Consider the following 20,136-nt stretch of genomic DNA (forward strand, 5'->3'; position numbering starts at 1 on the left):
CCTACTCGGTACCGATCTTCTCCGGATCATAGGGGGTCGTCTGGTAGATCTCGTTGATCCAGTTGCCGAACAGAAGATGTGCATGGCTGCGCCAACGGTTCAAGGGCGTCAGCGTATCGTCGTTATGCGGGAAGTAGTTATGCGGCATCTTGATCGGCACGCCGGCATTGACGTCCCGGAAATATTCGTCCGCCAGCGAGGTGGAGTCGTATTCCACATGGTTGAACATATAGAGCCGCTTGCCGGCCTTCTCGTGCACCAGGCAGATACCCATTTCCTCGGATTCCATCAGGATTTCGAGGTTGGGGGTCTTCTCGATGTCGGCGCGGCGGACTTCCGTCCAGCGCGACACGGGAACCTGAAAATCGTCCGAAAATCCGTTGAGATAGATCGAGGACGGCACGAGATTGCGGTGGCGATAGACACCGAACGCCTTTTCCTTGAGCTCGTATTTCGGCACGCCATGGAAATGGTAGATCGCTGCCATCGCGCCCCAGCAGACATTCATGGTCGAATGCACGTTGGTCGCGGTCCAGTCGAGGATTTGCCTCATCTCGTCCCAATAGGTGACGTCCTCGAAGGCAAGCGTCTCGATCGGCGCGCCGGTGATGATGAAACCGTCGAACTTGCGGTGCTTCACCTCTTCCCATGTTTCATAGAAGGAAAGGAGATGATCCTCCGACGTGTTCTTGGCCTTGTGGCCGCCGACGCGGATCAGCGAGAATTCGACCTGCAGCGGCGAGGCGCCGACAAGGCGCGCCATCTGCAGCTCGGTCTTGATCTTGTTCGGCATGAGGTTGAGCAGCCCGATCTGCAGCGGACGAATGTCCTGCCGCACCGCCATGGTTTCGGTCATCACCCGGACACCCTCGGAAACGAGGGTGCTATATGCGGGCAGCGTATCGGGAATCTTGATCGGCATGTCTCAACCCAGCAAAAATAAAACCGGCGGCAAGATAAATCGCGCCCGGTCCGTGGGAAGACATCTTCTCGCGGCCCTTTAGCGACTTTTTTAACGTGGCTGCAAGCCGGCCGGCCAAATCACCACGAATTCTCGGGAGTTCAAATACGCCTTGCTACGACCGGCGTCAATGGGAGCATAATCTTACCTCTACGGCCCGTCCTTGAGAACGAGGGGAAGCGCCTCTGCCAACCCGCCGCCGAGCTGGCGCGCCGCATCGTCCAGCGGCATCCAGGAAAAGCAAAAACGGATGGGGTCGCCACCATCGAAGCGATGCTCCTCGATATGAATCCAGGTATCGGCATAATCCCCCATCAGTCGAAGCAGAAAGTAATGCCGGCGATGGCAGATCTCGCTGCCATCCTTCTGGAAACGGTAATCGTGAACCATGAGCGGATGCAGCGGAACATCGACAGCAAGACCCGTCTCCTCGTAAAATTCACGGGCGGCGGCGATATCCGGCGCTTCCCCAGGCTCGATCGTACCGCCCGGCACCTGCAGCCACTGATCGGGATAGTCCGGCTCGTCGAAGACCAGCAACCTATTCTGCCAGACGGCGTAGATCAGCACCTTGAAGGCATCGGGCGTCATCTTTCCCGCCGCGCCATGAAGGCCAGCCGCTCGAAGAGATGCACGTCCTGCTCGTTCTTGAGGAGAGCGCCATGCAGCTTCGGCAGCGCGTTCTTGACGTCGCCGCGCAGGTCCGACGGATCGACATCGTCGGAGACCAGCAACCTGATCCAGTCGAGCGCTTCGGAGGTCGAGGGCTTCTTCTTCAGCCCCGGCATCTCGCGGATTTCGTAGAATTGGGTGAGCGCATTGCGCACCAGCGTCTGCTTAATGCCGGGATAATGGACCTCGACGATGCGGGCGAGCGTATCCACGTCCGGGAAGCGGATATAGTGGAAGAAACAGCGGCGCAGGAAGGCGTCCGGCAGTTCCTTTTCGTTGTTGGAGGTGATGATGACGATCGGCCGGACCTTGGCGCGCACCATTTCACCGGTCTCGTAGACATGGAATTCCATGCGGTCGAGTTCCTGCAGCAGGTCGTTCGGGAACTCGATGTCGGCCTTGTCGATCTCGTCGATCAATAGGACGAGCTTCCTGTCGGCGGCAAAGGCCTGCCATAGCTTGCCGCGGCGGATGTAGTTGGCCACGTCGTGGACGCGTTCGTCGCCGAGCTGGCTGTCGCGCAGCCGCGAGACAGCGTCGTATTCGTAGAGCCCCTGCTGGGCCTTGGTGGTGGACTTGATGTTCCACTCGATCAGATCGAGCCCGAGGGCGGCGGCCACCTGCCGCGCAAGCTCTGTCTTGCCGGTGCCGGGCTCGCCTTTCACCAGCAGCGGACGTTCGAGCCGGATCGCGGCGTTGACCGCCACCATCAGATCCTTGTCGGCAATATAGTCCGCTGTACCCTGAAACTGCATCTCGTGATCCTGATCGGTGAACGCGCCGCAAACTAAAAGCTCGCCCGAGGCGGTGCAACAGCTTTCCCTTTCCACCGGCTTTGCGCTATGGGCAATGCGCATGACCCATTCGACCTTCACCATTCTGCTCGGCGGCAACTTGCGCGTCACCGATCGCCTGCGGGAGACGATCGCCGGCAGCCGCTTCATTGCGGCCGATAGCGGCATGCGCCATGCGTCAGCACTCGGCGTGAAGCCTGAACTCTGGGTCGGCGATTTCGATTCCTCGGATGCCGCGCTGATCGCGCAGTTCCCGCAGGTCGCGCGGCAGGCCTTTCCGCCGGCCAAGAACGAGACGGACGGCGAGATCGCGACGGCCGAAGCCATCGAACGCGGCGCGACAAGGCTGATCTTGGCCGGCGCGCTCGGCGGCGAGCGCAGCGACCACGCGCTTCAGCATCTCTTTCACGCCATGAGCCTGGCCGAACGCGACCTCGACATCCTGCTGACGTCGGGTGACGAGGAGGCCGTGCCGCTGCTGCCGGGCACAAGGACACTGGATCTGCCGAAGGGTTCGCTGTTTTCGGTCATCGGTTTTTCCGACCTTGAAGGGCTCGATATCATCGGCGCACGTTATCCGCTCGACAACTTCTCACTCCCCTTCGGCTCCTCGCGCACCGTCTCGAACGTTGCAGAAGGCCGGGTGGAATTCCATTTGAGGAAAGGCAGGGCGATGATCCTTGCCCGCCCCCACGACTTTACAGGAGCCTGACTGTTGGCGCCCCCAATTCTGAAACTTGACGATATTTTCCTGAGCTTCGGCGGCGCGCCGCTTCTCGCCGGCGCCGGCATGCAGGTAGAGCCGGGCGACCGCATCTGCCTTGTCGGCCGCAACGGTTCCGGCAAATCGACGCTGATGAAGATCGCCGCAGGCATGGTCGAGCCCCAGTCGGGCGAGGTGTTCCGCCATCCCTCCTCGACCATCCGTTATCTCGAACAGGCGCCGGATTTCGCCGATTATTCGACGGTGCAGGCCTATGCCGAAGCGGGCCTCGGCCCGGGCGACGATCCCTATCGCGTCACCTACCTGCTCGAACATCTGGGCCTCACCGGCCAGGAACACCCGAACACGCTCTCCGGCGGAGAATCCCGACGCGCAGCACTTGCCCGGGTCATGGCGCCCGAGCCGGACATCCTGATGCTCGACGAGCCGACCAACCATCTCGACCTGCCGACCATCGAATGGCTGGAAGACGAGTTGCGCAAGACGAGAAGCGCGCTCGTGGTGATCTCGCACGATAGGCGCTTCCTCGAAAAAGTCTCGAATGCCACCGTCTGGCTCGATCGCGGTACATCACGACGCCTCAACCGCGGTTTCGGCGAATTCGAAGCCTGGCGCGACGAGGTGTTGGAGGCGGAAGAGCTGGAGCAGCACAAGCTCGGCAAGGCAATCGAGCGCGAGGAGCACTGGCTGCGCTACGGCGTCACCGCCCGCCGCAAGCGCAACATGCGCCGCCTCGGCGAATTGCAGACGATGCGCGGCAATTACCGTGGCCACAAGGGGCCGCAGGGCACGGTGCAGGCGAGCGTCAGCGAGGGCCGCGAATCCGGCAAGCTGGTCATCGAGGCCGAAAACATCACCAAGAGCTACGACGAGCGGATCATCGTCGCGCCGTTCTCGATCCGCGTGCATCGCGGCGACTGCATCGGTCTCGTCGGCCCGAACGGCGCCGGCAAGACCACGCTGCTGAAGATGCTGACCGGCCAGCTGGCGCCTGACACCGGCACCGTCAAACTCGGCACCAACCTCGAAATCGCCACGCTCGACCAGAAGCGCGAGGATCTGAACCCCGAGGACACGCTGTCCCACTATCTGACGGACGGACGCGGCGAGACGCTGCTTGTCAACGGCGAGCAGCGGCATGTCGCAGGTTACATGAAGGACTTCCTGTTCCAGCCGGAGCAGATCAGGACGCCGATCAAGAACCTGTCGGGCGGCGAGCGCGCCCGGCTGATGCTCGCCCGCATCATGGCGCGGCCTTCCAACCTACTGATACTGGACGAACCGACCAACGACCTCGACATCGAGACGCTGGACCTGCTGCAGGAAATCGTCGCCGGCTATTCCGGCACCGTCATCCTCGTCAGCCACGACCGCGACTTCCTCGACCGCACCGTGACCTCAACCATCGCCCCCGCCAATCCGGACGCACCGGACGGCCGCTGGATCGAATATGCCGGCGGCTACACGGATATGCTGGCGCAGCGGAAGGGTGCGTTGGAGGAAAGGCGCCGCACGGAAAAAGCTGACAGGGCAAAAACCGATACCGCGGCTTCGGTTTCCGGCACGTCCAAGGGCAAAGGCAAACTTTCCTTCAAGCAGAAATTCGCGCTCGAGAACCTGCCTAAGGAAATGGCGAAAGCCGAAGCCGAGATCGTCGCCCGCGAGAAGAAGATGGCCGACCCCAACCTCTTCACCAAGGATCCCGCGGCCTTCAACAAACTGGCCGCGGAGATGGAAAAGCTGCGCCAAAGCATCAGCAAAATGGAAGAAGAATGGCTGGAACTCGAAATGCTGCGTGAGGAAATTGAAGGCTAATTTGCGATTTGTTAAGCTTAACAAATAGTTAGCTGAAAAAATATTTGTCGCGGAGCGGAACATATGATGTCGCGGGGCGTTCTGGGTGTGAACATTGGTCGAAATGTCCCGGGGACGGATCGGCCTGCCCGGAACCGATCAACCGAATGGGGACATCCAATGCTGACAAATGTTACGCGTCGTCGGCTGGCCACTGAGGCGATGAATCAAAGAGTTATGATTGTCGAAGACGAGTTTCTGATCGCGCTCGATGTTGCCGAGACGATCGAAGCCATGGGCCTGAAAGTCGCTGGTTTTGCCAATGCCCGCAAACACGCCCTGGCGCTCGCCGCCTATGCCGATATCGCCCTGGTCGATGTCAATCTTTCGGACGGCCGGACTGGCCCGGAGATCGGCCGGGAGCTTGCCGAGCAATATGGCATCACCGTCGTCTTCATGACCGGTAATCCGGAGGATGTGGAGGACGGTGTCAAAGGCTCGCTCGGCGTCCTCACCAAACCGGTTATGCCTGACGTAGTTGAGAAGACGATCGACTACGCCGTTGCCAATCGGCTCGGCGGCATGGCCATCGTCCCGCGTGAACTGAAAGTGTTTCCGCAAAACCACTGAGCAATGAATCACCGAGCCATGTTGCTCCCGCCGAATGCGCCTTGAGCCGGCCGCAGACCGCCTCTTGCCAGCCATTCGCCTCGCCGCTAAATCTGATCCTGCTCTAACGGGGTGCCGCACGTTTTGGTGCGGCTGAGAGGCCTCTGGCCAACCCGCGGAACCTGATCCGGTTAACACCGGCGGAGGGATTAGACGGCTCTTCATCAGCGCCTATTCCCCTTTGTCACCAAACGAGGAGACGCTGATGCGCAGCACCATTCTTTCGATATTCGCGGCCGCTGCCGCCCTTTCCCTTTCCGCGCCGGCCGAAGCGCAGCAAAAGACGCTGACCGTCTACACCTATGAGAGCTTCATCTCTGATTGGGGTCCAGGGCCCAAGGTCAAGGAAACCTTCGAGAAGACCTGCGCCTGCAAGCTCAATTTCGTCGGCGTCGCCGACGGTGTGGCGCTTCTGACCCGCCTGAAACTGGAAGGCAAAGGCACCGACGCCGATATCGTGCTCGGCCTCGATACCAACCTGATCTCCGAGGCGAAGGCGACCGGTCTGTTCGAGCCGCACGGGCTCGACGCCGCCGCGGCCAAGGTCCCCGGCAATTACAGCGACGACACCTTCATCCCCTACGACTACGGCCATTTCGCCGTTGTCTACGATACCCAGGCGATGAAGAACCCGCCGAGAAGCCTCAAGGAGTTGGTAGACGGCGATCCGGCGCAGAAGATCGCCATCGAGGACCCGCGCACGTCGACACCCGGCCTCGGCCTGCTCCTCTGGGTGAAATCGGTCTATGGCGACCAGGCGCCGGAGGCCTGGGCCAAGCTCAGGAAACGCGTGTTGACCGTTACGCCAGGCTGGTCGGAGGCCTATGGCCTGTTCACCAAGGGCGAAGTGCCGATGGTGTTTTCCTACACGACTTCGCCAGCCTATCACGTGATCGAGGAGAAGACGGACCGCTACCAGGCTGCCTCCTTCTCCGAAGGCCATTACATCCAGATCGAAGTCGCCGGTATGTTGAAGGGGGCGAAGGAAAAGGATCTGGCGAAACAGTTCCTGAAATTCATGGTTTCGCCGGCCTTCCAGGACATCATCCCGACCACCAACTGGATGATGCCAGCCGCCAAGACCTCGCAGCCGCTCCCGGACGCATTCAACAAACTGGTGCAGCCGACGAAAACTTTCCTGATGGGGTCGGACGAGGTGGCCAAGAACCGGCAGGCCTGGATCGACGAATGGCTGACCGCCATGAGCCTGAACTGATCCCATGCTGACGAGGGCCGAGCGAAGACGCGGGATAGGTTGGGGGCTGCTGAGCATCGCCGGCATCGCCCTCTTCGTCGGCATCGCGGTTGCCGCCCTTCTCTCCTGGGACACCGGCAACACCCAAAGCCGGCTGTTCACCGCCTATACCTGGCGGATCCTGCGTTTCACCCTTCTGCAGGCGGTTCTTTCGACACTGCTGTCGGTCGTCTTCGCCCTTCCCGTCGCACTCGCGCTTGCACGCCGGCCGCGCTTTCCGGGCCGTGTATGGGTCATCCGGCTCATGGCATTGCCGATGGGCCTGCCGGTGCTGATCGGCGCGCTCGGCCTGATCGGCATCTGGGGCCGGCAAGGGGTGATGAACAGCCTGCTATTGAAACTCGGCTTAGAACATCCGGTCAGCATTTACGGGCTTTCCGGCATATTGCTCGCACATGTGTTCTTCAACCTGCCGCTCGCCGCGAGACTGCTGCTTGCCGCGCTGGAGCGCCTGCCGGCGGAATACTGGCTGCTCTCCTCCAGCCTCGGGATGAAACCCTTCTCCGTTTTCCGTTTCATCGAGTGGCCGGCGGCGTGGCGCGTCATCCCCGGCATTGCCGGCCTGATCTTCATGCTCTGCGCCACGAGCTTCACGCTCGTCCTGGTGCTCGGCGGCGGGCCGGCCGCGACCACGCTCGAAGTGGCGATCTACCAGTCGCTGCGTTTCGATTTCGATCCGCCCCGCGCCATAGCGCTGTCGCTGCTGCAGATCGGCATGACGGCGCTGGTCCTGATTGGGATTTCGCTGTTTCCAGCCCCTGACGACGCTGGCATCACGGCCGGCCGGGCGACACGCCGGTTCGATGGCCGGACCTTGCCCGCACGGCTTTGGGATGTGCTGTCTATCCTGCTTGCAACGATATTCCTGCTCCTGCCGCTTGCCTCGATCGTCGGTGCCGGCGCCCAGGCCAATCTCTGGAGCCTCGCCACTAGCCCCGCCTTCCTGCGCGCCGCCTGGACCAGTTTCACGATCGCGCTTTCCGCAGGCCTGCTTGCCGTCCTGACCTCCCTGGCTATCATTGCCGGACGCGGGGCAATAGCCGACATGAAGAGGCCCGCCGGAACGGCCAGGGCGTTTTCCCTGTCCTTGGGTGGGATGTCCTCGCTGGTGCTGCTCGTTCCGCCGGTCGTGCTCGGTACCGGCTGGTTCCTGATGCTGCGCCCGTTCGGCGATGTGGCGCGCTTCGCCCCGGCGCTGGTGGCGATCATCAACATGCTGATGGCGCTTCCCTTCGTGATGCGCGTTTTGGCCCCGGCCGTCGAAACCCATCGCAAGCGGACAGGCAGGCTGTCGGCAAGCCTCGGCCTTTCCGGCTTTTCACGGGCATGGAGGATCGACCTGCCGGTTCTGGCAAGGCCGCTGCTGACGGCGCTGTCCTTCGCCATGGCGCTGTCGCTGGGCGATCTCGGCGCGGTGGCGCTGTTCGGCTCCAGCGAGCTCACCACCCTCCCCTGGCTTGTCTATAGCCGGCTATCCAGCTATCGAACCAATGACGCGGACGGACTGGCGCTCATCCTCGGCATCATCTGCCTGACGCTGACGATGATCGGCACGGCTGGCCGCAAGGAAACGAGCCATGACTGACGGCATCGCGCTGGATAAGGTTGAACTGAAGCTCGGCACCAAGGAATTCCGCTTCGACTGCGCTTTGCCGGCCGGCGCCGTGACGGCGATTACCGGCCCGTCCGGCTCCGGCAAATCGACCTTCCTCAACCTCGTTGCCGGCTTCGAGACGCCCGATCGCGGCCGTATCCTGATCGCCGGCGAGGACGTGACGGAGAAACATCCCTCCGAGCGTCCCTTATCGCTGGTCTTTCAGGATAATAACCTCTTCGCCCATCTGAACCTCGCCACCAATATCGGCCTCGGCATCAGCCCGTCGCTGAAGCTTTCCGGCAGTGACCGGGCCGCGATATCGCAGGCGCTGGAACGCGTGGGCCTGAGCGGTTTTGAGAAACGGATGCCGGGGACGCTTTCCGGCGGCGAAAGGCAGCGTGCCGCGTTCGCCCGGGCTCTGGTGCGTAAAAAGCCGGTTCTGCTGATGGATGAGCCGTTCGCGGCCCTCGATCCCGGGCTCAGGCTTTCGATGGCCAGCCTGCTCATCGACCTGCATCGCGAGACGGGCAATACGGTGCTGGTCGTAACCCACGATCCGGATGAAGTTGGCCGGTTGGCCGACCATGCGATCTTCATCGACCACGGCCAAATCCTGCTGCAGGCGCCGGTCGAGGAATTCCTCGCCCGGCGCGATATTCCCGCACTCGCCGAATTTCTTTCCGGCTGATCAGGCAGCCTTTCCGCGGAACCAGACACCGGAGCGGATGGCGAGGAACAGGATCCCGCCATAGGCGACCAGACCAACTGCCAGCGCGAAGAACAAACCGTTGAGCGATCCGGTAAATTCCAGCGCCAGCCAGCCCCCGAGACCTGCAATGGCGAGTCTCAGAAAACCGCAGGCAAGCGGCCAGAGTAGCTGGCCCGCGCCTTGAGAGGCAAAATAGAGCGCCAACCCGCCGCCGAAGAAACCATAAACCGGCCCGACGATCTGCAAATAGGCAACGCCCGCATCGATCGCTCCATGCTCCTCGCTGAACAGCGAAATCCACGCGACCGGGAAGATCGCGGCGATCAGGCCGATCACCTCGGTGATGACGAAAGCGATCGCAGCACCGGTGAACGCGATGCGCATCGCCCGGTCTTTCTGGCCGGCGCCCATGTTGGTGCCGACCAGCGCCACCATCGGCGCACCGATGCCGAAGATTACCGGGATCAGCAGATATTCGAGCCTCGCGCCGGTACCGAAACCAGCCACAGCCGAAACACCCGCCTTGGTCGCGACCAGAGCCGTGGCAATGCCGATGGTCACATTGGTGAGAACGGAATTGATCGCCGCGGCAGCGCCGAGGCGGACGATATCCCGGAACATCGTCCAGCGGAGCGAACCGACGCCGAAGCGCACGAGATTGCGGCCGGAGAGGATGTACCAGGCAAGCACCGCGGTGCTGCCGAAACTGTAGAGCACCAGGGCCAGACCGCCGCCGGCGATGCCGAGCCCCTGGAACGGACCGAAGCCGAAAATGAGAAGCGGCGATACGGGCACGAGGAGTGCGGCACCGACACAGGTAACCAGCGCCGGGAACAGCATATTGCCCGTGCCGCGCACCACGCTCGCCAGGCCGTTCATCAGCCAGACGAAGATCATGCCGCCGAATACCACGTTGGAATAGATGAGGGCCGCCTCGAGTTCCGGCCCCTCGCCGCCGAGCGCCCGGTAGATCGGCCGGCCATAGGCGAGCATGATCGCCGAAAACAGCAGTCCGAGCGCGACATTGACGACGACGGCATGCCAGGCAAGCAGGTCGGCATCCCCGCGCCGGCCGCTGCCGAGCGCACGGGCGATGGCAGACGAGATCGCCCCGCCGAAACCGCCGGCAGACATCATCTGCATCAGCATCACGGCCGGAAAGACGAGGGCCATGCCCGCCAGCGCCGCGGTGCCCATATGCGAAACCCACCAGGTTTCGATGAGACCGGTCGAGGCCTGGGCGAGCATGATCAGGATATTCGGCCATGCGAGCCGGATCAGCATCGGCAGGATCGGATCCTGCAGCAGCTGCCGGGTCCGCGGATTGATCGGCGCCGCGGTGGCGTCGTCGAAGGTAGGCGCCGCCTCGACGGCTTCGGTGGTCACGGCACTCATCGATCAGCCTCTCTATGTGGCAATAACTGGTTCACGGATGGATAACGGCGGCGGATACGTTCGCTCGCCGCCGGGCCGGCCACGCTGGTGAAGACCGGATCGCTCAGCGGCCGGCCGCTGCGGCGGTCGATCATCACCGGTTCGGCCTGCTCGCCGGTCTCCCTGTTGACGATCACCACGCTTTCGCCCTCCGGCGCGAAATGCTGGTTTCCGAAGACAAGCAGCGCCTGCACCACGGGCTTGAAGTCGCGGCCGCGCTGCGTGAGGTGGTATTCGTCCCGCGGCGGTCGTTCGGAATAGCGCCGCCGTTCCATCAGCCCGGATTCGACGAACGACTTCAGCCGGCTGGTCAGGATGTTCGGGGCAATATCGAGGTTGCGCTGGAATTCGTCGAAACGTGTTGCACCTGCCAGTGCATCGCGCAGGATCAGGAAGCTCCAGACCTCGCCGACATGTTTGAGACTGCGCAACACCGGGCAACCGGTATCGATAGGACCTGTTCGTTTCATGGGTTTCTTCCCCGGCGAGACGCAGCCTTGTGGCACATGTAACTTGCAATTTGCAAGTCACTATTTTCGTGATCACGTTTGGCGACGAGCGCTGCCGGACCGTTATAGAACTCGCCACAATTTGGACGTGCCACGATGGCATCGCGGAAAGGCAGCGGGGATTTTCATTGCAAACGCACCAGCAAGGCATATTTCAATAAGAGCATCTGTGCATTCGACGCGAAAATCGCTAAGCGACATAGAGAAGGAGCCAGCTTGGATCGAGAGGACCTCAGCCAAGCTGGATGGCGGACCTTGGGAATGATGGTGCGGAAGACGAGGACGATGAGGCGCGACACGGCGATCCCGGCTGTCTGGACGATTGTCCGTGCGCTGCCCGGTTGGCGGACCGTGGGCGCCCTGCTGTTCAGCGGTGCGGTCCTTTCCGGCTGCCAGTCGCTCTTCGATCAGGCCTATACTCCGAATGTCTCTCCCTCCGACTCGCCACAGATCGTCGACGAGGTACAGAAGAACGATCCGCGGGCTCAGATGGGGGCGCGCGAGCATCCGCGTATCGTCGCAAGCTACGGCGGCGAATATCGCGACGCCAAGACCGAGCGGCTGGTCGCCCGCATTGCCGGCGCGCTGACGGCAGTTTCGGAAAACCCCAACCAGTCCTTCCGCATCACCATCCTGAATTCGCCGGCGATCAACGCTTTCGCGCTGCCGGGCGGTTATCTCTACGTGACGCGCGGCCTTCTGGCGCTTGCCAATGATGCATCGGAAGTCGCAGCCGTGCTTTCCCATGAGATGGGCCACGTCACTGCAAACCATGGCATCGAACGCCAGCGCCGCGAAGAGGCGGAAGTGATTGCGAGCCGCGTCGTCGCCGAAGTCCTCTCCAGCGATCTTGCCGGGAAACAGGCGCTGGCCCGCGGCAAGCTCAGGCTCGCAGCCTTCTCGCGCCAGCAGGAACTGCAGGCCGACGTGATCGGCGTGCGGATGCTCGGCGAAGCCGGTTACGACCCCTATGCCGCAGCGCGTTTCCTGGATTCGATGGCGGCCTATGCCCGCTATTCTGCGGTCGACCCGGACAACGACCAGAGCCTCGATTTCCTGTCGAGCCATCCGAACTCCGCCCAGCGGGTCGATCTTGCCCGCCGCCATGCCCGTAACTTCGGCCAGGAAGGCACAGTCGGCGACAAGGGCCGCGATTATTACATCGCCGGCATCGATGGCCTGCTCTACGGCGACAGCCCGCAGGAAGGTTATGTCCGCGGCCAGACTTTTATGCACGGTAACCTTGGCATCCGTTTCGACGTGCCGCCGGATTTCCGTATCGACAACAAGGTGGAAGCGGTGCTCGCGACCGGCCCTGGCGAGACGGCGATCCGTTTCGACGGCGTCGCCGCCGGCGATAACGATAACCTGTCGAATTATCTGACGAGCGGCTGGGTCGCCGGCCTGCAGCCGGAAACGGTGCGCGAGATCCAGGTGAATGGCATGCCCGCGGCGACCGCGCGGGCTTCCGCCGAACGCTGGGATTTCGACGTGACCGTTATCCGCGTCGACACACAGATTTTCCGTTTCCTGACGGCAGTACCGAAAGGAAGCCCGGCACTCGCGACGGCCGCCGAAACGTTGCGCTCGACCTTCCGCAAAATGACACCTCAGGAAATAGCAGCATTGAAGCCGCTGAGGATACGGATCGTCACAGCGACCAAGGACGATACCGTCGCTTCGCTTTCGGCCCGCATGATGGGCACGGATCGCAAGCTCGATCTTTTCAAGCTGATCAATGCATTGCCGGTCGGCGCGACGATCTCGCCCGGCCAGAAGTTCAAGATCATCGCGGAATAAGGGTGAGAGGTCGCCTTAGCAGGCGGCCGCAGCCATCTGTGGATTGGCTGAAACCAGCGCCGACTTGAGTTTTTCGATCGCCCGGCTTTCGATCTGCCGCACGCGTTCCTTGGAGATACCGAGCTCCGCCCCTAACGCTTCGAGCGTCGCGCCATCGTCGGTCAGACGCCGAGCGCGGATAATTTTCTTCTCCCTGTCGTTGAGCTTGGTGAGCGCGCCCTGCAGCCATTTCAGGCGGCGCTCGCCGTCGATCATCCCGGAGACCTGTTCGTCCGGCAGCGGCTCGGCGCTGGCAAGCATATCGAGCCGTTCGCCGCTATCCGCATCGCCGGCGATCGACGGCGCCTGCAGCGAAGAATCATTGCCGGAAAGCCGGGCATCCATGGTCTGGACATCGGCGACGCTGACGCCGAGCGCCACTGCGATCTCTTCGTGAATGGCACGGGCAGTGAGATTGGAATCGCCGCGGGCGAGCTTGGCGCGCAGCCGGCGGAGATTGAAGAACAGCGCTTTCTGCGCCGAACTGGTGCCGCCCCGCACGATCGACCAGTTCCGAAGAATATAATCCTGCATCGAAGCGCGGATCCACCAGCTGGCATAAGTGGAAAAACGCACATCGCGAGCCGGTTCAAACCTTGCCGCCGCTTCGAGCAGCCCTACATAGCCTTCCTGTACGAGGTCGCTCATCGGCAAACCGAAGCCACGAAACTTCGAAGCCATGGCGATAACCAGACGCATATGCGCAAGGGCAATCTGGTTTCGGGCATCCTGGTCCTGATCGTCCTTCCAGCGGACCGCCAGATCGCGCTCCTCCTCCCGGGCGAGATATGGAGCGGACATTGCTATCTTGATCATCGTGCGGTCTGCGGACATGGCTGTCATGGTGTTCTCCGTGAACGGTCTGATCCGACAAAGACAGCGAGGCACAAACCGAAAACACCGTGCACGCGACAAGCCCGAACGATGATGGGTGATATTCCTGCCGCCTTTGCTCCCCTCGTCTTGAGTTCTGCCGGGATTCACATCGGCTCGATAGACCGATCTTCCGCCCCGCACTTAGCTGTCCGAACGCAAACCGACGCACATCAGTTCGCCGTTCCGGCGGGTTAACGCGGAGGCAGGCAAAAAGTTCCAATAAAAAACCCGGCTCGAAGGCCGGGTTTTTGAGAGAATTATCGGTGGGATGATCAGGCCGCTTCTTCCTGCGCCTCATCTTCCTCGACGTTCTTGCCGCGCTTGGGGCCCTTGGCGAGATTGACCTCGATAAGGCGGACGGCTTCAGTTTCGGACATCTTGTTCACGGCAGCGATTTCACGAGCCATGCGGTCGAGGGCAGCTTCGTAAAGCTGGCGCTCGGAATAGGATTGTTCCGGCTGGTTTTCGGCGCGATAAAGGTCGCGAACCACTTCCGCGATCGAAATCAGATCGCCGGAATTGATCTTGGCATCATATTCCTGGGCGCGGCGCGACCACATGGTGCGCTTCACGCGGGCCTTGCCTTGAACAACCTTGAGAGCGCGTTCGACAAAATCCGTTTCGGACAGCTTGCGCATGCCGATGCTGACGGCCTTCGCGACCGGCACCTTGAGGCGCATCTTGTCCTTTTCGAAATCGATTACGAAAAGCTCGAGCTTCATGCCGGCAACTTCCTGCTCTTCAATCGCAGAGATAGTGCCTACGCCATGAGCGGGGTATACAATCGATTCACCAGTCTTGAAGCCCTGGCGTGCGGGAGAAGTCTTTTTCTGCTGAGTCGTCATTCGTTTCACAAACTCCCTGTTACTCACCCGTTGTCGGGTCGGGGGAACCGGGTCTGTCAGGCCCGGATGAGACGGGGGAAACCGTCGGGTCACTCCATACTGGTCCGACCAACGCGAGCGAAAAAACACCCTTTCGCGAACTGCGACCGACAACATTCAAGCGTTGCAATGTCACGGAAACCGCGCTTTGGGTGGCCTGTTGCTTTCGTGATGTTTTTTGGGCACACACGTGCCGCCTTGTGGAACAGTTCTTGTTGTCTACCACAAAAAAGTGCGGAAATCAATAATTTGCTTTTGCACGTGCACAGAGCGCTTTATCCACGCTCTGCCCAACAAAAAGGCAAAGCGATTCGAAACGGCTCCGAGCCATGCCGTCACGGCAAATCTCAATCGCCCTTGCCGGGTTCGGCTGAGAAATACTGCTCGTATTTGTTGGCGACCCCATCCATCTCTTTGGCCTCGGGCAGCGCGTCGCGCTTGACCGTGATGTTGGGCCACATCTGAGCGAATTCGGTATTGATCTTGAGCCATTTGTCGAGACCCGGTTCCGTATCCGGCTTGATCGCCTCGGCAGGACATTCCGGTTCGCAGACGCCGCAGTCGATGCACTCGTCGGGATGGATGACGAGGAAGTTTTCACCTTCATAAAAACAGTCGACCGGGCAGACCTCGACGCAGTCGGTATATTTGCAGCGGATACAATTGTCGGTCACGACATACGTCATGCGGCACTCCAGGAACCATCGCGGATCAGCGGCACGTCGACGGATGAGGAGCGCCGGCACACCGGAAAGCCGGGAGAGGCGAAAACCCAACTGCGAAAATGACAGGAGGTAGGCGATCCGGCTTTTCGACAGTCAGGTAAAGCCTTTGGCTTTGCTTAGCAAGGATATCCGTGCTGAAAACCCAAACGTGGCGGGTCGTTTTTTCTAATCTAGGTCCGCGTCGATCCCCGGAAACAGCCGATCGGTCTCCCGGCGCTCCTTCTTGGTCGGCCGCCCGCTTCCCTGCGCGCGCTGCGCCTGTTCGAACAGGGTCAGCCTTTTGGTCTCTTCGGGAGGAGGACTGAGATCTTCATAGAGCAGCCGAGCCTCCTCGAAAGGCCCTCGCCTCTCCCCGCCGGTCTTCACCACCAGCACGAGATCGCGACGCTCAAGCTTGAGATCGATGCGGTCACCCGGCTTCACCTGGGAGCTCGGCTGGGACACCAGATCGCCGTTCACCCGCACGTGGTTGGAGCGGATGAGATCCTGGGCGATCGACCGGGACTTCGCCATGCGGGCAAAAAACAGCCACTTGTCGATGCGCTGGCGCGAACCGGATTGTGGCTGTTTTTCCGTCATGGGCCTTACTTCTTCATCTGCTCCTTGAGAGCTGCAAGCTTTGCAAAGGGCGAATCCGGATCGAGCGGCTTTTCCTTGCGTGGCGGCTTTGCCTCGAAGCGAGCCGGCTGCGGCCCTTTGCCGCGGTCGTTGCGGTCCGGGCGAGGACCGCCTTCGTGGCGCTCCCCACGGTTCGGGCGATCGCCCCCGCGGTTATTGTTATTGCTGCTGTTGTTATTGTTGTCCGGCCGGCGATTGTTGTCGCGGTTCGGCTTGCCGCCGTCCCTGCGGTCACCTCCGCTGCGTTCGCCGTTCGGACGTGCCTCACGCCGCTCGCCGCCGTTGTCGCGACGGTCATCACGACGACCCTGGGCCGGCTGACCTGCCTCGCCAGGGGCGTTATTGCGTTGGCCGCCGTGACCACGACGATCGCCGTATTGCGGACGTCCGCCACGCTGGTTGTTTTCACGGCCGCCGCCCGGGCGCCACAACAGGACCGGCTTCGGCTCTCCAGCCTCGGCAGACTTTGTCTCGTCGGTCACGTCGCCAGCCGGAGCCTGCTCCGCGGGAGCTTCTTCCGAAGCAACCGGTTCTGCAGTAGCCGTCTCAGCCGGCGCAGCCTCGGCCAAGGCCTCGATGGGAGCTGTTTCCGTCGCATTTTCTGCCGCAGCGGCTTCCGTTGCAGTCTCGACCGGAGCGTCACTCGCATCGGCGTCATCTGTTTCGGAGACTTCCGGTGCATCTCCTGCCGAAGCCGGAGCAGCCGCGGCGTTCACGGAACTTGCATCGTGGCCTGCGAGAAATGCCTGTGCCTCTTCCGCCTTCACGGCGTCGGCCCGATACCCGAGACCCTTGAGGATTTCTTCCATATCGTCCGGCGTAGCGCCGAGAATGGAGAGCATGGCGGTCGTGGCCGTGAAGCGGCGCCCGTCATATGCGCCTTCCGGACGCGGCGTCGAGCCAGGTTTCCACTGCAGGAGCGGACGGATGAGATCGGCAAGGCGCTCCAGAATGTCGATACGCACGGCGCGCTTGCCGAGGAAACGGAAACCCGCGAGTTTGTAGAACATCCTCTCGAATGTCGGATCGGCGACGACCGACGTGCGCCCCGCGGCCAGAGCCGGAATGAGATCGCCATAGCCGGGCTTGTCGAGACCGTCGTTCCCCAGCGCCCAGAGCAGCGTGATGAGCTCGGCCGGTGCCGGCTTCAGAAGCAGGGGCATGAACACGTGATAGGCGCCGAAACGGATGCCATAGCGACGCATCGAAGCGCGCGCATCCTGATCGAGCGACTTCACGTCGTCGGCCACGTCGCGCCTGAACAGCACGCCGAGGTTTTCGACGAGCTGGAAGGCGAGCCCCTTGGCGAGGCCCTGAAGGTCTTCGGCACGCGACAGATCGTCGAGCGGCTTCAAAACCGTCGCGATGTGATGATTGACGAAACGCTCGAGACGGGCGAGCACATGTTCGCGGGCATGACCGGTCAGCTGCTCGTCGGCAAGCAGGATGACGCGCGGACGCATGACATGGTCGCTCGCCGCAAGACGGGCGATAGGCTCGCCGAGCCAGCGCACGAAACCATCGGATCCGACCGCCAGGTCGTTATTGCCCGATGCATAAAGCCTTGCCGCCCGCGCCTCGAATTCGAGCGCCAGCGCTTTCTGGGCGGCACCTTGCACCGCCTTGGCGTCGGGCCCCTCGGTTCCCGAAACGGGCGTGAACCGGAAACCGGCCAATTGCCCGACGTGATGTCCCTCTACAAAGACATCGCCATTCACACTGATTTCAGCTTCCAGCATCGCATTCTCTCTCAGGCGCTTCATGAGCACAGATGTCCTGCGATCAACAAAGCGTTTCGTCAACCTTTCATGTAGCGCGTCCGATAACCTATCCTCTATTTCCCGTGTCTTTTCTTGCCAGTGTGTCGGATCGGCAAGCCAACCAGGGCGATTAGAGACGTAGGTCCAGGTCCGGATCTGCGCTATGCGGGCCGACAATGTGTCGATTTCACCATCGGTGCGGTCGGCGCGGCGGACCTGTTCCGCCATGAATTCTTCGTTCACCGTCCCGAAGCGCACAAGATCGGAAAAAAGAGTCGAAATAAGGTCGGCGTGCTGCGCCGGCGCAATTCGTCGGTAGTCTGGCAGGGCACAGGCCTCCCAGAGTTTTTCGACCCGCTGCGGGGTGGTCGCTATGTCCTTGATCTCGGGATAACGCGAAAGATAATCAAAGGCTTGGCTGTCGGTCGCAGGAAGCGCCCGCGTCAAGCCCAGAAGGGTTGGCGCAGCATCCAGGCTTTCCCGCAGGGCTTTGAGCGACGAAAAATCGAGGTTTTTCGACCGCCACTGCAGCACTTTGACCGGATCGAAGTGGTGGCTTTCGATTCGCTCGACCAACTCGTCTTCGAAAGGCGCGACCTGGCCGGTCACGCCGAATGTCCCATCCCGCACATGCCGCCCGGCGCGTCCGGCGATCTGCGCGAGCTCTGCCGGATTGAGGCTGCGGAACTGGTAACCGTCGAATTTGCGATCCTGGGCGAACGCCACGTGATCGACATCGAGGTTGAGACCCATACCGATCGCATCCGTCGCGACGAGATATTCGACGTCGCCGGACTGATAGAGGCCGACCTGCGCATTGCGGGTGCGGGGGCTGAGTGCCCCGAGCACCACCGCCGCGCCGCCGCGCTGGCGGCGAATGAGCTCGGCGATCGCATAGACCTCGTCGGCCGAAAACGCCACGATCGCAGAACGCTGCGGCAGGCGGGTGATCTTTTTCTGGCCCGCATAAAAGAGCTGCGAGAGGCGCGGCCGCTCGACGATGGTTATTCCCGGCAGAAGCCTCTCGAGGATCGGCCGCATGGTTGCCGCACCGAGGAGCAGCGTTTCATCGCGCCCGCGCAGGTGCAGGATTCGGTCGGTGAAGATATGGCCGCGCTCGAGATCGCCGGCGAGCTGCACTTCGTCGATCGCCACGAAAGAGGCTTTCGTCTCGCGCGGCATGGCCTCGACGGTGCAAACGGAGAAGCGTGCATTCGGCGGAGTGATCTTTTCCTCGCCGGTGACCAGCGCCACCTGGGAGACGCCAACCTTCTCGACAAGACGCGTGTAGACCTCGCGCGCCAGCAGCCGGAGCGGCAAGCCGATCACGCCGGTACCATGCGCCACCATTCGCTCAATGGCATAATGGGTCTTGCCGGTATTGGTGGGTCCAATGACGGCGGTGACGCCGCGCCCGCTGAGGATCATGGGCTGGAAATTCAAAGCCTGGTTCCATGCATCACATAAGGCTCGGGGTTTGCGTCTTCACCCAAAACTCAAAGCCACGCAACACATGGCGATCTCGGCGGGCAAACGCAAGCCTCAAGAATGGCTTTTACGGCCGAAGAACGATCGCTGAAGGCCTCAAATCGAGGCTCGGAGATTCGAATTTTAAATGCAAAGGAACAGACGCGAACGAATCGGAGACGAATCGCAGACTCAAGAAGATTCAGCTTTTGTTCACCGCTATATGTTGATGCGACTCTCGCCTTCCCCACGACATCCTGAATCTGCATCAGGATTGGGTGCATGCAACCGAAGGATTCATCCCGAAGCTGCGCTTTCACGAAGAATCGGAAGAGTCAATCCATTGATATGGTTAACGTTTTATCAATCGATTCAGGCCGTCCCACGCTCCTTCGAGCACGGAATTAAGATTCAGGCCAAAGGCGGAACGAATCACCGACGAATCACAGACATCCATGTCTTCGCCATTTGTTCTCACAAGATATGGTAGGTGTCACCGCGAGAGACCCGCAAGAAAATCGTCGTGGTAGAAACCTCAAAAGCGAATCGTTCAGGTGCCATTAACATTGGCTAACGCACTTTAACCACATGTGAGAGCACACGTTTGCAAGCCATGGAACAAAAATCGCGGCGCTACGTTTCCTCGCCAAATCCATCTCGGATTGTCTAGCGGAGTAGAAGATCATGCTCGGAACCGTATTGCTCGTTATCCTCATTCTGCTGCTCATTGGCGCCTTGCCGAATTGGGGATATAGCCGGGGCTGGGGCTATGGTCCGTCGGGCGGATTGGGCCTTGTAGTCCTTATCATCATTATCCTGCTGCTGATGGGCAGGATTTAAAAGCGGCGT

The 20,136-nt window shown here is 61.2% G+C and carries 18 protein-coding genes and 2 riboswitches; of the genes, 8 read left to right on the top strand and 10 right to left on the bottom strand.

Annotated elements, in window-relative coordinates; translation table 11 throughout:
- Position 1: 1 nt before the first annotated feature.
- The 3 genes from metA to ACZ9IU_RS21110 form a co-directional block, all read right to left on the bottom strand.
- Positions 2 to 922: a homoserine O-acetyltransferase MetA gene (gene metA, locus ACZ9IU_RS21100; RefSeq protein WP_038546765.1), complete on the bottom strand. Its 921-nt coding sequence runs from the start codon at positions 920 to 922 to the stop codon at positions 2 to 4.
- A 58-nt stretch (positions 923 to 980) separates the two neighbouring features.
- Positions 981 to 1,058, bottom strand: a riboswitch (SAM riboswitch).
- Positions 1,059 to 1,111: 53 nt separating this feature from the next.
- On the bottom strand, positions 1,112 to 1,552 hold the full coding sequence (locus ACZ9IU_RS21105; protein ID WP_038546768.1) for an NUDIX hydrolase: 441 nt from the start codon (positions 1,550 to 1,552) through the stop codon (positions 1,112 to 1,114).
- Positions 1,549 to 2,388, bottom strand: coding sequence for an AAA family ATPase (locus ACZ9IU_RS21110; protein WP_038549797.1), 840 nt, complete (start codon positions 2,386 to 2,388; stop codon positions 1,549 to 1,551). The genes ACZ9IU_RS21105 and ACZ9IU_RS21110 overlap by 4 nt, the downstream gene beginning before the upstream one ends.
- A 94-nt stretch (positions 2,389 to 2,482) precedes the next feature.
- On the opposite strand from ACZ9IU_RS21110, the gene ACZ9IU_RS21115 reads away from it, so the two are divergent.
- From ACZ9IU_RS21115 to ACZ9IU_RS21140, 6 genes are all read left to right on the top strand, one after another.
- A complete protein-coding gene (locus tag ACZ9IU_RS21115) occupies positions 2,483 to 3,139 on the top strand; it encodes a thiamine diphosphokinase (RefSeq protein ID WP_244447536.1) in 657 nt (218 codons plus the stop codon).
- Between the two features lie 3 nt (positions 3,140 to 3,142).
- Positions 3,143 to 4,966 (top strand): ABC-F family ATP-binding cassette domain-containing protein, encoded by a 1,824-nt coding sequence (locus tag ACZ9IU_RS21120; RefSeq protein ID WP_038546773.1) that lies wholly within the window; start codon positions 3,143 to 3,145, stop codon positions 4,964 to 4,966.
- A 159-nt stretch (positions 4,967 to 5,125) separates the two neighbouring features.
- Entirely contained in the window at positions 5,126 to 5,575 is a 450-nt protein-coding gene (locus tag ACZ9IU_RS21125) for a response regulator (protein WP_038546776.1), read from the top strand.
- A 97-nt stretch (positions 5,576 to 5,672) separates the two neighbouring features.
- A riboswitch (TPP riboswitch) is annotated at positions 5,673 to 5,780 on the top strand.
- Between the two features lie 39 nt (positions 5,781 to 5,819).
- A complete protein-coding gene (thiB, locus tag ACZ9IU_RS21130; RefSeq protein ID WP_038546778.1) occupies positions 5,820 to 6,830 on the top strand; it encodes a thiamine ABC transporter substrate binding subunit in 1,011 nt (336 codons plus the stop codon).
- Positions 6,831 to 6,834: 4 nt separating this feature from the next.
- Complete coding sequence (gene thiP / locus ACZ9IU_RS21135; protein ID WP_038546781.1) at positions 6,835 to 8,454, top strand: thiamine/thiamine pyrophosphate ABC transporter permease ThiP; 1,620 nt, start codon at positions 6,835 to 6,837, stop codon at positions 8,452 to 8,454.
- Entirely contained in the window at positions 8,447 to 9,154 is a 708-nt protein-coding gene (locus ACZ9IU_RS21140; RefSeq protein WP_038546784.1) for a thiamine ABC transporter ATP-binding protein, read from the top strand. The genes thiP and ACZ9IU_RS21140 overlap by 8 nt, the downstream gene beginning before the upstream one ends.
- Here ACZ9IU_RS21140 and ACZ9IU_RS21145 read toward each other — a convergent pair whose 3' ends face one another.
- Together ACZ9IU_RS21145 and ACZ9IU_RS21150 are read right to left on the bottom strand one after the other, a co-directional pair.
- Positions 9,155 to 10,570 (bottom strand): MATE family efflux transporter, encoded by a 1,416-nt coding sequence (locus tag ACZ9IU_RS21145; RefSeq protein ID WP_080719236.1) that lies wholly within the window; start codon positions 10,568 to 10,570, stop codon positions 9,155 to 9,157.
- A complete protein-coding gene (locus ACZ9IU_RS21150) occupies positions 10,567 to 11,079 on the bottom strand; it encodes a winged helix-turn-helix transcriptional regulator (protein WP_038546787.1) in 513 nt (170 codons plus the stop codon). Before ACZ9IU_RS21150 ends, ACZ9IU_RS21145 begins: the two co-directional genes overlap by 4 nt.
- 324 nt (positions 11,080 to 11,403) lie before the next feature.
- Here ACZ9IU_RS21150 and ACZ9IU_RS21155 point away from each other — a divergent pair, with 324 nt between their 5' ends.
- Positions 11,404 to 12,918 (top strand): M48 family metalloprotease, encoded by a 1,515-nt coding sequence (locus ACZ9IU_RS21155; protein WP_080719295.1) that lies wholly within the window; start codon positions 11,404 to 11,406, stop codon positions 12,916 to 12,918.
- Between the two features lie 15 nt (positions 12,919 to 12,933).
- Here ACZ9IU_RS21155 and ACZ9IU_RS21160 read toward each other — a convergent pair whose 3' ends face one another.
- From ACZ9IU_RS21160 to ACZ9IU_RS21180, 5 genes are all read right to left on the bottom strand, one after another.
- A complete protein-coding gene (locus ACZ9IU_RS21160) occupies positions 12,934 to 13,800 on the bottom strand; it encodes an RNA polymerase factor sigma-32 (RefSeq protein ID WP_007771992.1) in 867 nt (288 codons plus the stop codon).
- 305 nt (positions 13,801 to 14,105) lie between these two features.
- Positions 14,106 to 14,678: a CarD family transcriptional regulator gene (locus ACZ9IU_RS21165; protein WP_038546790.1), complete on the bottom strand. Its 573-nt coding sequence runs from the start codon at positions 14,676 to 14,678 to the stop codon at positions 14,106 to 14,108.
- Between the two features lie 386 nt (positions 14,679 to 15,064).
- The gene (gene fdxA / locus ACZ9IU_RS21170) at positions 15,065 to 15,403 is read right to left on the bottom strand and encodes a ferredoxin FdxA (RefSeq protein WP_038549803.1); all 339 of its coding nucleotides are present in this window, start codon (positions 15,401 to 15,403) and stop codon (positions 15,065 to 15,067) included.
- A 204-nt stretch (positions 15,404 to 15,607) separates the two neighbouring features.
- Positions 15,608 to 16,021 (bottom strand): RNA-binding S4 domain-containing protein, encoded by a 414-nt coding sequence (locus ACZ9IU_RS21175; protein WP_038546793.1) that lies wholly within the window; start codon positions 16,019 to 16,021, stop codon positions 15,608 to 15,610.
- Positions 16,022 to 16,026: 5 nt separating this feature from the next.
- A complete protein-coding gene (locus ACZ9IU_RS21180; RefSeq protein ID WP_038546796.1) occupies positions 16,027 to 19,248 on the bottom strand; it encodes a helicase-related protein in 3,222 nt (1,073 codons plus the stop codon).
- A 723-nt stretch (positions 19,249 to 19,971) separates the two neighbouring features.
- Between ACZ9IU_RS21180 and ACZ9IU_RS21185 the strand changes: the two genes are divergently transcribed.
- The gene (locus ACZ9IU_RS21185; protein ID WP_007775119.1) at positions 19,972 to 20,127 is read left to right on the top strand and encodes a DUF3309 family protein; all 156 of its coding nucleotides are present in this window, start codon (positions 19,972 to 19,974) and stop codon (positions 20,125 to 20,127) included.
- Positions 20,128 to 20,136 lie beyond the last annotated feature (9 nt).

Source organism: Mesorhizobium sp. USDA 4132, assembly GCF_056279545.1.

What these genes read in the sequence shown, in the direction of transcription:
- metA (WP_038546765.1), bottom strand. Translation starts at nt 922, where the DNA reads ATGCCGATCAAGATTCCCGATACGCTGCCCGCATATAGCACCCTCGTT.
- ACZ9IU_RS21105 (WP_038546768.1), bottom strand. Translation starts at nt 1,552, where the DNA reads ATGACGCCCGATGCCTTCAAGGTGCTGATCTACGCCGTCTGGCAGAAT.
- ACZ9IU_RS21110 (WP_038549797.1), bottom strand. Translation starts at nt 2,388, where the DNA reads ATGCAGTTTCAGGGTACAGCGGACTATATTGCCGACAAGGATCTGATG.
- ACZ9IU_RS21115 (WP_244447536.1), top strand. Translation starts at nt 2,483, where the DNA reads ATGCGCATGACCCATTCGACCTTCACCATTCTGCTCGGCGGCAACTTG.
- ACZ9IU_RS21125 (WP_038546776.1), top strand. Translation starts at nt 5,126, where the DNA reads ATGCTGACAAATGTTACGCGTCGTCGGCTGGCCACTGAGGCGATGAAT.
- thiB (WP_038546778.1), top strand. Translation starts at nt 5,820, where the DNA reads ATGCGCAGCACCATTCTTTCGATATTCGCGGCCGCTGCCGCCCTTTCC.
- thiP (WP_038546781.1), top strand. Translation starts at nt 6,835, where the DNA reads ATGCTGACGAGGGCCGAGCGAAGACGCGGGATAGGTTGGGGGCTGCTG.
- ACZ9IU_RS21140 (WP_038546784.1), top strand. Translation starts at nt 8,447, where the DNA reads ATGACTGACGGCATCGCGCTGGATAAGGTTGAACTGAAGCTCGGCACC.
- ACZ9IU_RS21145 (WP_080719236.1), bottom strand. Translation starts at nt 10,570, where the DNA reads ATGAGTGCCGTGACCACCGAAGCCGTCGAGGCGGCGCCTACCTTCGAC.
- ACZ9IU_RS21150 (WP_038546787.1), bottom strand. Translation starts at nt 11,079, where the DNA reads ATGAAACGAACAGGTCCTATCGATACCGGTTGCCCGGTGTTGCGCAGT.
- ACZ9IU_RS21155 (WP_080719295.1), top strand. Translation starts at nt 11,404, where the DNA reads ATGAGGCGCGACACGGCGATCCCGGCTGTCTGGACGATTGTCCGTGCG.
- ACZ9IU_RS21160 (WP_007771992.1), bottom strand. Translation starts at nt 13,800, where the DNA reads ATGACAGCCATGTCCGCAGACCGCACGATGATCAAGATAGCAATGTCC.
- ACZ9IU_RS21165 (WP_038546790.1), bottom strand. Translation starts at nt 14,678, where the DNA reads ATGACGACTCAGCAGAAAAAGACTTCTCCCGCACGCCAGGGCTTCAAG.
- fdxA (WP_038549803.1), bottom strand. Translation starts at nt 15,403, where the DNA reads ATGACGTATGTCGTGACCGACAATTGTATCCGCTGCAAATATACCGAC.
- ACZ9IU_RS21175 (WP_038546793.1), bottom strand. Translation starts at nt 16,021, where the DNA reads ATGACGGAAAAACAGCCACAATCCGGTTCGCGCCAGCGCATCGACAAG.
- ACZ9IU_RS21180 (WP_038546796.1), bottom strand. Translation starts at nt 19,248, where the DNA reads ATGATCCTCAGCGGGCGCGGCGTCACCGCCGTCATTGGACCCACCAAT.
- ACZ9IU_RS21185 (WP_007775119.1), top strand. Translation starts at nt 19,972, where the DNA reads ATGCTCGGAACCGTATTGCTCGTTATCCTCATTCTGCTGCTCATTGGC.